Origin of the sequence: Streptomyces sp. SA15 (genome assembly GCF_002291145.1) — a bacterium.
In the GTDB taxonomy this organism is placed as follows: domain Bacteria; phylum Actinomycetota; class Actinomycetes; order Streptomycetales; family Streptomycetaceae; genus Streptomyces.
The window spans coordinates 1-14,968 of the sequence record NZ_NTGE01000102.1 but is presented as its reverse complement, the minus strand read 5'-3'; the positions used below and the strand labels follow the sequence as shown (position 1 = coordinate 14,968).

The following is a 14,968-nucleotide window of genomic DNA, read 5'->3' as shown; positions in this document are numbered from 1 at the left end:
GCCCCGGCTGCAACCGGAGGAACCCATGGCGCGGTACACGAAAGAACACAAACAGCAGACACGGCAGCGGATCATCACCACAGCCGGCCGCCGGCTCAAGCGCAACGGCATCGACGGCTCCGGAGTCGCCACCCTCATGAAAGACGCCGGCCTGACCAACGGCACCTTCTACGCCTACTTCACGTCCAAGGACGAACTCGTCGCCACCGCCGTCGCCGACCAGATGCGCGCACAACACGAGAACATCGTCGCGCAGGCGGCGCCCGGCCGCGCCGGACTCGAGCAGATGGTGCGCTGGTACTTCTCCACCGAGCAGCGCGACAGTATCGAGGACGGCTGCCCCAACGCCGCTCTGCTCGACGAGATCGGACGCTCCACGGATCGCACCAAGCAGGCATACACCGACGGCGCGCTGACCCTCATCGACGGCTTCGCCGCCCGCCTGGCACCCCACGATCCGCCCTCGGCGCGTGTGAAGGCACTTGGCCTCCTCGGCATGCTGGCCGGGACGCTGCAGCTCTCCCGTGCCCTGACCGACCGGCAGCTCGCCGACGAACTCCTCGAACAGGGCATCCGCAACGCCCGCGCACTGATGGATGCCGAGCAGCACAACTGACCGCTTCAGTCGGTGACCTGTTTTCCACGTCGGGTGGACCGCCCACTTCAAGGCCGAGGCCCGGCTCCCCTCCATCCGCAGAGGGAGCCGGGCCTGCTCAAGCGCCACCACTGCCGTGACCCCACGGCCCGACCCAGCCATCGATGCGAAATCAGCACCAAGGAGACCTGATGCGTTACACGACCTTCGGACGACGGACAGGGCTGCGCGTTTCCGAGTACGCGCTCGGCACGGGGAACTTCGGCACCGGCTGGGGTGCTGGTGCTGAGCCGGACGAGGCGCGCCGGATGTTCGACAGGTTCGCCGAGGCCGGCGGAACGTTTCTCGACACCGCGGACGGCTACCAGTTCGGCGAGTCGGAAGAACTGGTGGGGAAGTTCGTCGCCGCCGAGCGGGACCACTTCGTTTTGGCCACCAAGTTCACCAATGGGGCCGGCCCGCGGCCCGGTATCTCCAGGACGGGCAACAGCCGCAAGAATATGGTCGCTTCGCTGGAGGCGAGCCTGAAGCGCCTCGGCACCGACTACATCGACCTGTACTGGGTCCACTTCCCCGACGACCTCACACCCATGGAGGAGATCCTGCGCGGACTGGACGACCTGGTCAGCTCCGGCAAAATCCTCCATGCCGCCCTGTCCAACTTCCCCGCATGGCGCGTCTCTCGCGCCGCCACCCTCGCGGACCTGAAGAACTGGGCACCGGTCGCGGGCATCCAGATCGAGTACAGCCTCGTCGAGAGGACCCCTGACCGCGAATTGCTGCCGATGGCCGAGAGCCTGGGACTCGGCGCCGCCCTGTGGTCCCCGCTCGGCGGCGGACTGCTCACCGGCAAATACCGCCGCAGCACCGAGGGACGGCTGAGCGATCTCAAGACGCTCGTGCACACCGAGAGCACCGACCAGAAGACCGCCGTCGTCGACACCGTCCTGGCCATCGCCGAGGAGACCGGCGCGACGCCCGCCCAGGTGTCGGTGGCCTGGCTGCGTGAACGTGCCGCCCAGGCGTCCACCTCGTTCGTGCCGATCATCGGCCCGCGCAATCTCACCCAGCTCGACGACTACCTGGGCGCCCTGGACGTCCAGCTCGCCCCGGAGCAGTTCGCGCGCCTGTCGGATGTCAGCGCAATCCCCCTCGGAGTGCCCCACGAAGCGACCGCTCGCGCCCGAGACGCCGTCCAGGGCGGTGACGCCTCCCTCGTCGCCCAGCCCGCAGCGCCCGTGGCCTGAGCCGCGGATCCTGCCGTCGGCGGCCCCATGCCGTCGACGCCACTTCCGTCCCGCATCGTGCGCACGGTTTGGGGCGGTGCCGTTGGCCTGGCCGCGGCACCGCCCGCCAGGTGCCACAGCCCCCGTCGTGTCGATCGATTTCGTGACCGGCACCGGCAGCTCGAGGTCGCGCAACCGGCCCTGTTGCCGCTGTGCCGAGCGCCCTGCTACATGTTGATCATGTGACCTGCGAGGCCGTGGACGGCTTCCTTGACCGCCTCGCCCAGGGTGGGTGGGCGTGGACGTTGCGAGCGACCTCGTGGACCGTGAGGTCCCACTGCTGGGCCAGGGTCAGCTCGGGGAGCAGTTCGGTGACGTCCGGGCCGATGAGATAGCCGCCGAGGAGCTCGCCGTACTTGGCGTCGCTGATCTGGTGGCGGCACGGGTGATCCCGACCATCGCCGCCTACCGGCCCGGGCGTGCGGCGAAGAAGGTCACCATGCCGATCCTCTTCTGCGTCAGCAACACCGACTCGGTCACGCCTCCCGCCCAGACCCTCCGGTACGCGGCCACCGCGCCCCGGGGAGAGATCAAGAGGTACGACGCCGGCCACTTCGACTTCTACACCGGCGAGACCTTCGAGGAACTGGTACGCGACCAGATCGAGTTCCTCGCCCGCCGGCTGCGCCCGGCACCCGCCGCGTCGACTCCTTGACCGGATCGCATCACACCGAGCACCGAGACAGGTACCCTCGCCATGAATTTCGCTTCTCTGCCCGACCGCCCGCGCCGAGCTCGACCCCCACGGGGCCGCGGTCTCCGACGGGCACCAGTCCCTCACCAACACGCAGTTGCTGCGCCGGGTCCGCATGGCGGCGCGTCAGCTCCAGGACCTCGGAATCGGTCCTGGTGACGTCGTCGCCCTCAAGCTGACGAACCGCCTCGAGTTCGTCGTACTGCTGTTCGCCGCCTGGCGGCTCGGCGCCACCGTCACACCGGTCAACCCGAGCATGACCGACGTCGAAGTGGTTCGACAGCTTCAGGACTCCCGTGCGCGCCTGCTGGTGGTCGAGGACGGTGCGTCCGTAGTGGCGCACGGAGTCGCCGTACTCGCCGTCGGCGAACTGTACGAAGGAACGGTAGAGCCGGATCAAGCACCGCTTCTGAACCCGGCCACGCTGGCCCTGCTGATCTACACCAGCGGTACGACCGGGGTACCCAAGGGCGTGATGCTCGACCACGCCAACATCGACGCCATGGTGGAGATGGGGCTCCAGACGCTGGAGTTGGGGCCGGCGGACCGCTGTCTGCTGATCCTGCCGCTGTTCCACGTCAACGGCATCGTGGTCAGCATCCTGGCGCCGCTGCTCGCCGGAGCCAGTGTCGTCATCGCGGGCCGCCGCTTCGATCCCCACAGCTTCTTCGACCTCGTCGAGCAGGAGCGCCCCACCTTCTTCAGCGCGGTACCCACCATCTACAGCATGCTCGCAGCGCTCCCGGACGACGTTCAGCCCGACACGTCGTCCCTGCGGTTCGCAGTCTGCGGTGCGGCACCCGCCTCCGCCGACTTGCTGACCCGCTTCGAGGCGCGGTACGGGTTTCCGCTCGTCGAGGGATATGGCCTGTCCGAAGGAACCTGCGGCTCCACCATCAACCCCCTCGCCGGCCCTCGACGCGCCGGAACCGTGGGGCTTCCCTTCCCCGGCCAGGAGATCCGGATCGTCGACGCCGACGGCGGCGAGGTGGCGCCGGGCATGGACGGTGAAGTCGTCGTGAGGGGCCCCAACGTCATGCGTGGCTACCTCGGCCGTCCAGACGAAACAGCCAAAGTCATCGTCAACGGCTGGTTGCACACGGGCGATGTGGGCCACCTCGACGCCGAGGGCTATCTGACCCTGGTCGGGCGCTCGAAAGACATGATCATCCGTGGCGGGGAGAACATCTACCCCAGGGAGATCGAGGACGTGCTGGCAGGCGACCCGTCGGTGCTCGAGGCCGCCGTGATCGGCGTACCCGACGAGAAGTGGGGAGAGGTGGTTGTCGCCTACGTCCAGCCGCGACCGGGGTCGACGGTCGATCCGTCGGCGCTGGAAACCCTCTGCGCACGCAGTCTTACCGGCTACAAGCGCCCGACGGCGTTCTTCGTGGTGGAGGCCATCCCGAAGAACGCGGTCGGCAAGATCGACAAAGCCTCGTTGCGTGCCGACCACGCCGCGGCCTCTGCCAGTGCCGCAGCTTCTTGAGCTTCACCTCACACCGAACTGCCGTCGGCATCGATGAGTTACCCGGCCCTGGCCCAACGACGGGCTCGCTTCCGTGCGGGCTCGCGGCCGGGTCGGCGGGCGCCCCCCTGTCGCCGGAGCACTGGTGATACCTGCGTTCCGGGCTTCGGTAACTCCGTGACCGATACGGTGACGGATCCGCTTCCATCCCTTCATCCGTAGCCTCGGAATGTGATCACTGCACTCACCCGTTATCAGGTTCTCCGCGTGAACTGCTGGGCACATCCCCGACTTGCGCAGGCCGGCCGTGACGTCACCCCGCAGTGCACAGGTAACACCCCCATAGCTGGGGCCGTATCCGAAGCGGAGGAGGACGGCCCCGCCACGTGCCGACCCGTGGGGACGGGGCCAGGTGCGTGAGGCAGGCCCGGCGGTTGATTCCATATCAGGGAGCAGCCGTCGGGCCCTGTCGAGGCACGTCACTTCCATAAAAAGAAGATGTGTCGGCAGGTGGTCCGGCCGACGGAGGCGGGGCGGTGAGCCATGCCCGATCCCGTCCGCCGGTCCACTCGCCGATGCACTGACCTGCGAGGCCTGATGGATCAGCACAATGAATTGTCTCGTCGGGGCGCTCTGAAGGCCGGGGTGGGCGGGCTGGCCGGCGGAGCCCTCCCCCTGCCTTCAGAACAAGCCCCTGCTTCTTCTGTTTCCACCTCTGCCGACAGCGCGGCTGCGCTTTCCGCGCCGGCCACGACTTTTGAGTTCACCGCCGGTACCAACGCCTTTGTGACCGCTTCACCCGTCGGCGACCAGTTGATCGCCGGGGTGCAGGGTGTGTTGTGGTCGATTCCGCGTACGGGCGGACCCGCGACGGCGCTGACCCCCGCGGACTTGGAACCGACCCGCGTGGCTTGGTCGCCAGACGGTTCACGGATCGCCGTCTGCGCGTACCAAGGGGGCGGGTTCCACGTGTGGACGATGGCACCGGACGGTTTCCGTCAGCGTCAGCTGACGTCGGGTCCGTGGGACGACCGGGGCGTGGCGTGGTCGCCCGACGGTTCGCGGATCGCGTTCGCGTCCGAGCGCGGTGGGGATCCGGTAGCCGGAAGTTCCTACAGCGTCTGGACGGTGGATGTGCGGTCCGGTGAGTTGGCGCAGCTCACCGACGACCCGGATGTCGAGGACTACGACCCCGCCTGGCACCCGGACGGCATCCGGCTGGTGTTCGTCCGAGCCGGAGCCAAGGGCGGACGGACTCTGGCTTCTGTCCCAGCCGGGGGCGGGGAGGTCTCGGTGGCACGGACGGTGGACAAGGGTACGTTGGTGGGTCCGGCGGTCTCCACGGACGGCCGGGTGGCCTACGTCCAGGTGGGCGATTTCGTCCAGCCCTTCAATGCGGCGAGCTCCGTCCTCATGGTGGACGGCGAGCCCGTGACCGACGGTGAGGATGTCTCTCCGTTCCCGCCCTGCTGGACCCCGAAGGGCGAGCTCTTTTACGTCGCCGAGGGACAGGTGAAGGTCCGGCGACCGGGCACGGCACAGTCCACGCCGGAACAGATCCCCTTCACAGCGTCACTGAGCGTCTCCGCCGCAACACCACAGGAAACGCTACGACTTCGACTCGTCGACCCGTCGAGAGGTGCGGGGAATCCACCTGTCCTCCGGTGGCCAGCACGCCAATGGCCTGCCCGGACCCCCGAGTTGGTCGCCCGACGGTAAGTACATCGCGTTCTGCGACCGCAACGGCTCAACCACCGGTTCCGCGAGGGATACAACGTCATCCGCGTCGTCGACACCGCTACCGGACAGTGGACCGCCCATCAGCCCGCACCGCACGCCTCCCTGTCCGACCGCGGTAACGGCGGCCCGGTGTGGTCGCCGGACGGCTCGGCCATGGCGTTCATCATGGAATCAGCACTGTGGGTCATACCGGTGCACCCCGACGGCACACCCGCCGGTGATCCTGTGCGCCTCACCGACGAGGCGGCCGACCACCCCTCATGGTCGGGCGACTCCGGCAGTCTGCTCTACGAGTCGAGCGGTCGGCTCAGGCTCATCGCACGCGACGGCTCCGGCCGACGCACCGTCCCCGTGCCGCTGCGGTACCGCCGCCGCCTGCCCTCCCGTTCCGACGTCACCAGGGTGCACGTCGGACGCCTGTGGGACGGGACCGGTGAGACGGTCCGCGAGGACGTCGACATCGTCATCCGCGGCAACCGCATCGCCGCCGTGGAACCGCACCGCGCACGGGCAGTGGCCGGCGAGAAGCTGATCGACGCGTCCGGCTCCACCGTCATCCCGGGACTGTGGGACTCCCACACGCACCCGTGGCAGTACACCTACGGCGGCCGGCAGAACAGCCTCATGCTCGCCTACGGCATCACCAGCAGCGTCTCACTCGGCGGTTTCGCCCACGAGGCGGTGCGCCCTGCGCCTGCAGCTCGCCGACCAGGGCATCCGAGTGGCCGGCCTGCACGTCGGCTACATGGACACCGACATGGTCCGGGCCGTCGACGCGGCCAAGTCCGACCCGGTCGACATCGCGCGGATCGCTATCGACGGCATCGCCGCCGGCGCCTACGAGATCCTCGCGGACAACGCCGCCCGCCAGGCGCAGGCCGCTCTGGCCGGAGGCGTCTCCGTGCTCTACCCGCAGCTCCCCTGAGGGCCGACCGCATCGGGCTCGCGATCTTCACCGCATCCTCGGCCGCGGCCGCACTCGCCCCAGGCATGGGTGAACTGATCGCCGCCCGCCGCCGCACAGGGAGTCGGGGCCGCGATAGTGACGCCGCTGACGCTCACCCTGCTGTCGGCCGCCGTCCCCGCCGAACGCCGCGGCACGGCCTTCGGCATCTGGGGCGCGGCCAGCGGCATCGCCGTCGCCACCGGGCCCCGCCATCGGCCTCGGGCTCTGGGCAATCACCGTCGAGCCGCACGTCCCCTACACCCACCTGCTGCCCGCGCTGATCGTCTGCGGAATCGGCCTGGGCATGTTCTTCGCCCCCAGCGCGAACCTCGTCATGAGCACGGTCCGCCCGGAGGAGCAGGGCATCGCCTCCGGCGCCAACAACGCCATCCGCGAGGTCGGCGGGGCCATCGGCGTCGCGTCGCTGGCGGCCGTGTTCTCCGCTCAGGGCGGGTACGGGTCCGCGTCAATGTTCGTGGACGGACTGATCCCGGCGCTCTGGGTCGGGGCCGGTGCCGTCGCCCTGGCAGCGGCCGTGGCCTTGCTGATGCCCCGGCAGCGCAAGGCCGACGGCCCGGCTGCCGGCCTTGCTGCAGGGAATGCTCCGGCCGGCGCCCCGGTCGCGACCTGAATGAAGCCCGGACCGACGGGCGGCCCAGCCGGTTACGGCGGGGCCGCCCCTCAGCAGCCTGTCCTGCCCTCCAGGCTCGCTCGCCGTGCAGGGTCATCACAGCGTGGTCGAGAGCCCCTCCGACAGCGCACCCCTCCGGCCGGCGCTCGACCGGCCGAGGGGCACCGCTTCCGTCACCGTGGAAGGGCTCACCGGCTCGTCTCCTCGGCCAGGAAAGGCCTCAGATGCGCCACCAGCGCCTCCGGTTGCTCCTCCGGGATGAAGTGGCCGCACTCCGGGATCTCGGCACCGGTGACGTCGTCCGCGTAGCCACGCCAGATCTCCAGTGTCGGCAGGCGGGCAGGCAGCCCCGTGGAACCCCACAGCGCCAGCACCGGCATGGTGAGGCGGCGGCCTTCGGCGGCGTCGATGTCGTCGAGCACGGTGTCCTCCTCCATGGCGCGGTAGTCGTCGAGGCTCGCACGCAGGGCGCCCGGGCGGGAGAACGCACGGACGTAACCGTCGACCGCGTCGGCTGTGAGTGCGTGGCGATTGTAGGTCCACCGCTCGAAGAAGTACTCGAGATACCCGCGGATGTCGCGTCCCACGAGGCGCTCGGGCAGATCGGGCTGCATGTGGAACAGCCAGTGCCAGTACCCGGAGGCGAGCGAGGCGTCCAGGCGGCGGAACATCTCACGGGTGGGAACGATGTCGAGCACGGCCAGCCGCTCGACCTGGTCCGGGCGGTCCAGCGCCCAGCGGTGCCCCACGCGAGCGCCGCGGTCGTGGCCCACGACCATGGCCCGCTCGAAGCCGAGCGCCTCGACGAGACCTGCCATGTCGGCGGCCATACGCCGCTTGTCGTAACCAGTGGTGGGCTTGTCGCTCAGGCCGTATCCACGCAGGTCCGGCGCCACAACCGTGTAGTCGGCGGCGAGATCCGCCAGTACCGGCCGCCAGCAGTCGGCGGTCTGCGGCCAGCCGTGGAGCAGGACGAGCAGAGGTCCGGACCCGGCTCGGACGTAGTGCAGGCGGACCCCGTCCACCTGCGTCACTCCGGTCGTCGCTGTCAGCTGCCCCATGGATGCACCTTTCTGCCAGCTAGCTTAACCGTCTAAGACGGTTAAGCTAGCTGGCAGAATGGAGACGTGGCAACGGACGACATGTGGATCTGGGATGGCGGACGGGTCTGCCTCGACTTCGCCAACACCCTCCGAAGCCGGTGGAGAACCACTCCGGAGGAGACACTCCGGGGACCGGACGACCTGATGGGCTGGCTCCGGGAGGCCCTTCTGCTCGCACCGGAAACCGCCGATCCCGCCACGGCAGCCGTTCTCAGGTCCGCCCGGCGGCTGCGCGAGAGCGTCGACCGGGCCGTACTGGCGGTCGCAGACGGCCGACTGCCCACGTCCGGCGACGTGACGCTGCTCAACCGATCGGCAGCGGCGGCCCCCAGACCCGCCCTGCAACTCGTCATCAGCCACGACCGCCTGGAGCCCGCCGGCACCACGACCCTCGCCGTCGACCCCACACTCGCACTGGCACTCATCGCCCAGGACGCCGTCGACCTGCTTCTGTCCGCCGACATCCGGCGCGTACGCGTCTGCGGAGCGGACCGCTGCGCACTGCGCTTCCTGGACCGCTCCCCGGCCCGCAACCGCCGCTGGTGTTCCATGTCCCGCTGCGGAAACCGCACCAAGGTCCGCCTCCATCAGGCGCGTACACGACAGAGCGGCCGGATGACGGAAAGCTGACGGAGGAGTCCTCAGCTCACTCGGGCGACCTCAGACGAAAGGCTGGGCCGGGGACGCTCTCGATGTCCTTCGCTTGCACCGGGTGGCCTCGTTCGCAGCGAATCTGGACGTCGACGTGCGCGCCGCACTCGCGGTGTCGCGCCAGTACCGCCGGCCCCTCCGGGTCGGCACGGTAACGATCACCCCACTGCAGCAGCCCCATCACGGCCGGCACCAGATCCATGCCCTTAGCGGTGATCACATACTTCGGCCGACTCCGCGAACCGGGCTCCTTGTACGTCTCGGTCACAAGGATCCCTTCCTCCACCAGCATCCGAAGCCGCGCCGCCAGAAGGTTACGAGGACAGCCCAGGACACGTTCGAAGTCACCGAACCGGGACGAGCCGTACCACACCTCACGCAGGATCAGAATCGTCCACTTCTCGCCCACGATCTCAAGAGTCCGCGCGATCGAGCAGTTGGACGTGTCCCGGTCCAGTCGGGGGTCCATGCCGGTGTCTGGAAGAACTTCGGTCCACGCGTCCATGGGAGCGATTCTAACCGAGGTTCAGTTTACTTTTAGATACTTAGCTAGGATCACTCGACTTGGTTGCATACGAGAAACGTCAAGGCCCCCGCAGAGTCTTTCACCGGGTCGATCTTCCCGAACCTGCCCGAGCGCAGAGCCGGAACCCGCGGCCCGCCCTGATCGCGTCGAGTCATCAGGCAAGGCTCACACCCTTGACGCCGAGGACCCCGTGATGGACGTTCGCCACGCCGACTGCGCGCTCCGGTCCGCGTTGTCGCCCAGCGCCGGGCGAGGCACTCATCCGTCACCGACGAAGAAGTCACGGCTCGCCGTGAGAGAAGCGACCGAGCCGCAGCAGCGTTTAGTCGACCTCTGCCGGGCGATGCGCCGGGAGCATTGAGCAGAGCCGGGATGCGATAAGCGTTCCGCCGCACGTCCGGGCATGGCCACTCGGGACTCGTCAACGTCCCCGGCGCACGTGCCGCCCGCCCCTGACACCCACTACTGCTCAAGGAAGCCGAGGGCTTCCGCCACGAACTGCTCGTGGAACTGGAAGATGCCTCCGTGGCCGGCGTCGGGGTAGATCACCAGGTCGGCGTTCGGCAGTCGCCCGGCCAGTTCGAACGAGTTCTTCGTCGGCACCATCCTGTCGTTGTCGCCGTTGGCGACGAGCACGGGCTGATGGATGACGGAGAGGTCCTGGGGCTGCGCGAGGCCCCAGCGGTGAATGGCCTTGAGCTGGGCGAAGTACGACGTGAGGGAGATCGCCTTGTCGCGGTCGTGGGTGCGTTCCTTGAGGCGGGCCAGGAACTGCTTTCCGGCTCGGCGCCCGCCCGCGGTGCGGGTGAAGAAGAGGAACTGCTTCGGATCCTGGAGGGTGAACAGGGCCCGGACAGTGTCGAGATGGGACAGCAGAGTCACGTTCTTGATGCCCTCGCCGCCGGCGGGGCCGGTGCCCGTGAGGATCAGCCTGCGGACGAGTTGCGGTTCGTCCTGCGCGATCACCTGGGCGATCATGCCGCCCATCGAGAAGCCGTGAATGTCGACATGTCCGAGCCCGAGCCCCCGGATGAAGGTGACGGCGTCCTTCGCCATCTCCTCGATGGTCTTCGGTGTCGAGCCGCTGGATAGAAGCGCCGCACACGATGACGGTGACGCCACGACAAGAGATTGGTGCCACCGGAAGTCCACGCCCTACCCCGTGAAGCAGGCCGGCCCTAATGTCGCGGCGGCGTACGAGGTCACACTCCGGAGGAGCACCAACTGCCGGCCGGGCCTCATGTCATGACCCGCCCCCAGGGGCAACCGACCGCCGCCCCGCACCATCCGAGGGCCGGCGGCGCGGCCGGCTCGGCCAGGCGGCGAGGAAGTCGGACGGGTGCGGCTCTCCTGGAGTGAGATCGCTGGTCAGGTCTGGAGTTCGTAGTTGTGCTGGTCGGGCTGGGGTAGAGGCCTTCGCGTTCCCTGTGGGTGTGGAAGGTCCAGTACTGCGGGAAGTCGCCGTTGGCGATGACGGCGCGACGGGTGAGACGGCTTCGGCGCAGGGGACGCTCCATCGGCTGCCGGTGATGTCGAGTCGGTCGGCGATCAGATGGCGGGCGGCTCCCTCGACGATGCCACTGGCGATCGGACATCCGGCCTTCAGGGCCTGGTCGTCGTGGACGAAGGCGGCATTGTTCTCGAGATGGCGGCAGTCCTTGTCCGCCGCGGTCCGCGGATCGCCGGTGAGGTGGTGGCGGTCGGTTTCGGCGCGGAAGTCATCGACAGCGCCGGGGGCGTCGGTGCGCGACCTGGCCGACGTGCTCGTGCCGCTGACCGGCGCCACCCCCACCACGAGGCAGGCGCACGCAAGAGAAAGGCCCCCTCTTGCGACCCTCCGACCAACCACATAGAATGATGAACGTAATTCGATCAGGGGGGAGCCTGGCGCGCGTCACACCCGCATCCACGACGCCAGGTAAGCCCGCTCCGAAGAGTTCCGCCACCGAGGCGCGCGCCGGGCACCGCACCCAGCGCGCCTGACGCGTGCTCGCCACCCGGGCTGTTGACCCCCTGTTGGCAGCCATCCCGAAACAGAGCATTCTCCAGCGCTGGGGAAGCCCGGGACGAACAGCCCCGCGCCCACTCGCAGAACGATATGCGGAGACAACGATGAGGGCCTCCACAATAGTGCGCCACGGCGCCAAGGCCAGCGAGCGGCAGGCGAGGCGCCCCAGCCCGACGGTGGGCGCCAACGACATGCCGGTCCGGATCCAGGCCGCGAGCATCAACCCGCTCAACCTCACCCTCCAGCAGCGAGAACGCCCCAACACCTCACCTAACAAGAAGGACCTTGACGTGAGCACACCGCGAAATTCCCCCTCCCCCGCACGATCGTCATACAAGAACGCGGCAACCCGCTCCGTGTCCGTCGACGGGGTGGACTTCGTCTATCGGCAACTCGGCCCCGATTACGGCGTGCCGCTGATCCTCCTTATTCACATGGGCGGAAACCTGGACAACTGGGATCCGCGAGTCGTCGACGGACTCGCCGCACGGCGTCGGGTGATCACCTTCGGGAATCGCGGGGTGGGCGGGTCGGGCGGCTCCACGCCAGACACGATCGAAGGGATGGCGCACGACGCGGTCCGGTTCATCCATGCCCTTGGCTTCGGCCAGGTCGATCTGCTCGGCCTGTCGTTGGGCGGCTTCATCGCACAGGTCATCGCGGAAGAAGAACCGCGCCTGGTCCGCAAGGTCATCCTCGCTGGCACAGGTCCCGCCGGTGGCGATGGCATCGACAAGGTTCCGGCTCTTGCCATCCAGGCCACGATCAAGGGCACCCTGACCCTTCGGGACCCGAAGCTCTCCCTCTTCTTCACCGACACCGCAAACGGCCGACGGGCAGGACGCGCCCTCCTGCGACGGCTGAAGGAGCGCACGGACAACCGCGACAAGGACATCTCGCTACCGTCGGTCCGTGCCCAAATGAAGGCCGTCAAACGATGGGGCCGCCAGGCACCGTCAGACCTGTCGACGATTCGCCAATCGGTCCTCGTGGCAAACGGTGAGAACGACCGGATGGTGCCCAGCAAGAACACAATCGACCTGGCCGCTCGTCTACCCAAGAGCGAACTTGTCCCCCTCTACCCTGACTCCGGCCACGGGGGCATCTTCCAGAACCACGAGGATTTCGTCGCAAGGGCGCTTGGGTTCCTCGAGTCCTGAGCTTGATCGGATGGCGCTGGAGCGTTGCCTCACATTGGCCGTGCTGACGCCCGGACGGAGCGCTGGACGTCGAGCACCGCACTTAGCGCGTCGCGTTGGCCCTCTCATGACCATGCGCGGTGCCACCTGACCCGAGCGGCGATCGTCACCGCTAGACGTTCCGGGGCCGGGAGCCGGTGGTGGCCCGTTCCGTGGCTCCTATGACGACCTGCGCGCCGGTCGACCCCCTCGACCCTACGCCGACCATCCCGTCCAAGTACGCCCCGGTGCAGATCCAGGACGGAAGCGTGTATGTACGCACGCCCGACATCACGGAGTGAACGGTGACGGAGACACCGAACAATGCATCGGTCGGCGTCACCGCCGAGCGATCCGATGCCGCGCGCAATCGCTCCCGGCTACTGGGAGCGGCCGCACAACTGATCGCCGAACAGGGAGCCGAGAATGTGACGATGCGGGAGGTCGCCGAAGCGGCCGGGGTAGGAAAGGGCACGCTCTTTCGCCGGTTCGGCGACCGCAACGGCCTCCTGCTCGCTCTCCTCGACGAAGCCGAGGCAGAGTTCCAGGAGGTGTATACCTAAGGTCCCCCTCCACTGGGGCCATGAGCACCTGCGAGAGTTCGTCTGGCAGCGTTCGGCTGCGCGCTGCTCGAGCGCATCGCCGCCGCGCGGACCTGGGCGCCGCGCTGGGACGCCAGGTGCCCTACGCACGCCGCAAGGCCTCGGACACCGGCCGGACCTTCCACCGTCATGTCGCAACTCTCCTGCGAGAGACCGGGGTGGACGGAGACCACGACATGCTCGCCCACGTCCTTCTCGCCTTCACGAGCTTCGAAGCTGCGGATTACCTGCGCAAGGAGCGCGGGGTGGCCACCGCACGCCTGCAGGCCGCCTGGGTGGACCTGGTACGGCGGCTGACCCAACCTAAGGGACTGTGACGGAGATCATCCCTACGGTAAGAAACCGGGCGTCGGCGAGTCACCCGGGCAGCCCCGGGATACCGCCCGTCACCCCATCAGACGCAGCCCGTCCTCGAAGTCGATGCGCGCGAGGTCGGCGCGCGAGACGATACCGAGCTTGGGGAACACGTTGGCCAGGTGATGCCCCACCGTGCGGGGACTGATCAGCAGCTGCGCCCCGATCTCCCGGTTGGTGAGCCCCGCCGCGGCCAGCCGTGCGACTCTCAACTCCTGCGCCGTGAGGTTCGCCCGTTCCCGCGCGGAGTCGCGGCGCGGTTGCTGCCCGGTCAGTTCCTGTTCGGCCCGGGTGCGGGCGAGCAAGGGAGCCGCGTCGAGTCGCTCGAAAATTTTCGCGGCTTCGGCCAGCTGTGTCCGGGCGTCGGTACGGCGGCCGGCCCGCCGCAGCCACTCGCCGTACAGCAGGCGCGTCCGGGCGTAGTTGAAGGGCCGAGACGCGGCTCCGGTGACCTCCAGCGCAAGCCGGAACTGCTTCTCCGCATCCTCTCGGGATGCCAGCAGTGCATGGACCAGGTGCGTCGCGGAGATCGCCCACGGCGCGTTCGTCCGTTCGGCCCACCTCCGCAACAGCCGTGCCTGTTCCTCGGCCGTCGCCCGCCGCCCGGCCCGGAGGGCGGCCTCGGCGGTGTCCAGCGCGGCGAGCACCGCGATGGTGGCGTTCGCCGCTTGGTGCCCGTGCTCACCCAGCCGGACCAGGCGGTCCAGCGCCTCCTCGGCCCGGCCGGCGACGAGCGCCGACAAGCCGAGGTTCCACTCCGCGCCGGCGCCGAAGACACGCATCCCACGCGGCACCCATACCTCGATGAGCAGGGCGGCGAAGTCTGCGACCGTCTGCTCATCGCCTCGCGCTGCTGCCAGCCATCCGAGACTGATGCGGCACTGCGCCGCCAAGATGTCGTCGCCAGTCCCCTCGGCCACTTGGAGCCCCTCAAGGGCGTTCGCCTCGGCCGAGGTCCAGGAGCCTTGCGCGATGTCGAGCGCCACGGTCTGGGCCAGCGCCTGGGTCAGAGCGGTGACCTGGTCCGTGTGCCGCAGCGTGTCGGTCTCGCGGCGGAGGGCCTCCTGCAGGGCGGACTCGATGCCCCAGGCCACCGCCAGCGGTGCCGGTGGCATCAGGAGCCAGGAACCGCCGCTGAGCCGGGTGAGGATGTCAGCGCCGGGGGCCACGACCTGGTCGCGGTCAT

General features: G+C 68.6%; 14 protein-coding genes and 2 pseudogenes. 11 read left to right on the top strand and 5 right to left on the bottom strand.

Translation table 11 applies throughout. From position 1 onward, the window contains the following. Positions 1-25: 25 nt before the first annotated feature. Complete coding sequence (locus CLM62_RS23270) at positions 26-616, top strand: TetR/AcrR family transcriptional regulator (protein WP_095751843.1); 591 nt, start codon at positions 26-28, stop codon at positions 614-616. A 170-nt stretch (positions 617-786) separates the two neighbouring features. Next, positions 787-1,842 (top strand): aldo/keto reductase, encoded by a 1,056-nt coding sequence (locus CLM62_RS23265; RefSeq protein ID WP_095751842.1) that lies wholly within the window; start codon positions 787-789, stop codon positions 1,840-1,842. A 206-nt stretch (positions 1,843-2,048) separates the two neighbouring features. On the opposite strand, the pseudogene CLM62_RS23260 reads toward CLM62_RS23265, so the two are convergent. Further along, a pseudogene (locus tag CLM62_RS23260) lies at positions 2,049-2,251 on the bottom strand (dihydrolipoyl dehydrogenase); the annotation flags it as partial. Between the two features lie 331 nt (positions 2,252-2,582). On the opposite strand from CLM62_RS23260, the gene CLM62_RS23250 reads away from it, so the two are divergent. From CLM62_RS23250 to CLM62_RS23235, 4 genes and pseudogenes are all read left to right on the top strand, one after another. Continuing rightward, positions 2,583-4,064 carry an AMP-binding protein gene (locus tag CLM62_RS23250; protein WP_257004041.1) on the top strand — a complete coding sequence of 494 codons (1,482 nt, stop codon included), beginning with the start codon at positions 2,583-2,585 and terminating at the stop codon, positions 4,062-4,064. 522 nt (positions 4,065-4,586) lie between these two features. After that, a complete protein-coding gene (locus tag CLM62_RS50795; protein WP_218835618.1) occupies positions 4,587-5,762 on the top strand; it encodes a hypothetical protein in 1,176 nt (391 codons plus the stop codon). A 742-nt stretch (positions 5,763-6,504) separates the two neighbouring features. Then, entirely contained in the window at positions 6,505-6,708 is a 204-nt protein-coding gene (locus CLM62_RS23240; protein WP_257004043.1) for a hypothetical protein, read from the top strand. Continuing rightward, a pseudogene (locus CLM62_RS23235) lies at positions 6,663-7,360 on the top strand (MFS transporter); the annotation flags it as partial. The gene CLM62_RS23240 and the pseudogene CLM62_RS23235, both read left to right, overlap by 46 nt. A 188-nt stretch (positions 7,361-7,548) precedes the next feature. On the opposite strand, the gene CLM62_RS23230 reads toward CLM62_RS23235, so the two are convergent. Continuing rightward, positions 7,549-8,421 carry an alpha/beta fold hydrolase gene (locus tag CLM62_RS23230; RefSeq protein ID WP_095751841.1) on the bottom strand — a complete coding sequence of 291 codons (873 nt, stop codon included), beginning with the start codon at positions 8,419-8,421 and terminating at the stop codon, positions 7,549-7,551. A 66-nt stretch (positions 8,422-8,487) separates the two neighbouring features. Between CLM62_RS23230 and CLM62_RS23225 the strand changes: the two genes are divergently transcribed. Beyond that, on the top strand, positions 8,488-9,093 hold the full coding sequence (locus tag CLM62_RS23225; RefSeq protein ID WP_257004029.1) for an ABATE domain-containing protein: 606 nt from the start codon (positions 8,488-8,490) through the stop codon (positions 9,091-9,093). Between the two features lie 16 nt (positions 9,094-9,109). On the opposite strand, the gene CLM62_RS23220 is transcribed toward CLM62_RS23225, so the two are convergent. Together CLM62_RS23220 and CLM62_RS23215 are read right to left on the bottom strand one after the other, a co-directional pair. After that, on the bottom strand, positions 9,110-9,583 hold the full coding sequence (locus tag CLM62_RS23220; RefSeq protein ID WP_095751908.1) for a helix-turn-helix domain-containing protein: 474 nt from the start codon (positions 9,581-9,583) through the stop codon (positions 9,110-9,112). 519 nt (positions 9,584-10,102) lie between these two features. Then, a complete protein-coding gene (locus tag CLM62_RS23215; protein WP_257004027.1) occupies positions 10,103-10,762 on the bottom strand; it encodes an alpha/beta fold hydrolase in 660 nt (219 codons plus the stop codon). A gap of 990 nt (positions 10,763-11,752) precedes the next feature. Between CLM62_RS23215 and CLM62_RS23210 the strand changes: the two genes are divergently transcribed. From CLM62_RS23210 to CLM62_RS52730, 4 genes are all read left to right on the top strand, one after another. Beyond that, positions 11,753-12,808 carry an alpha/beta fold hydrolase gene (locus CLM62_RS23210; protein ID WP_257004026.1) on the top strand — a complete coding sequence of 352 codons (1,056 nt, stop codon included), beginning with the start codon at positions 11,753-11,755 and terminating at the stop codon, positions 12,806-12,808. Between the two features lie 179 nt (positions 12,809-12,987). Next, positions 12,988-13,128, top strand: coding sequence for a hypothetical protein (locus tag CLM62_RS50190; RefSeq protein ID WP_179382199.1), 141 nt, complete (start codon positions 12,988-12,990; stop codon positions 13,126-13,128). A gap of 3 nt (positions 13,129-13,131) precedes the next feature. Further along, the gene (locus tag CLM62_RS52735; RefSeq protein ID WP_306457930.1) at positions 13,132-13,389 is read left to right on the top strand and encodes a helix-turn-helix domain-containing protein; all 258 of its coding nucleotides are present in this window, start codon (positions 13,132-13,134) and stop codon (positions 13,387-13,389) included. A gap of 20 nt (positions 13,390-13,409) precedes the next feature. Further along, positions 13,410-13,745, top strand: coding sequence for a hypothetical protein (locus CLM62_RS52730; protein WP_306457929.1), 336 nt, complete (start codon positions 13,410-13,412; stop codon positions 13,743-13,745). Positions 13,746-13,814: 69 nt separating this feature from the next. On the opposite strand, the gene CLM62_RS23200 is transcribed toward CLM62_RS52730, so the two are convergent. Continuing rightward, a partial coding sequence (locus CLM62_RS23200; protein WP_218835617.1) for a helix-turn-helix transcriptional regulator occupies positions 13,815-14,968 on the bottom strand: 1,154 nt, incomplete at its 5' end.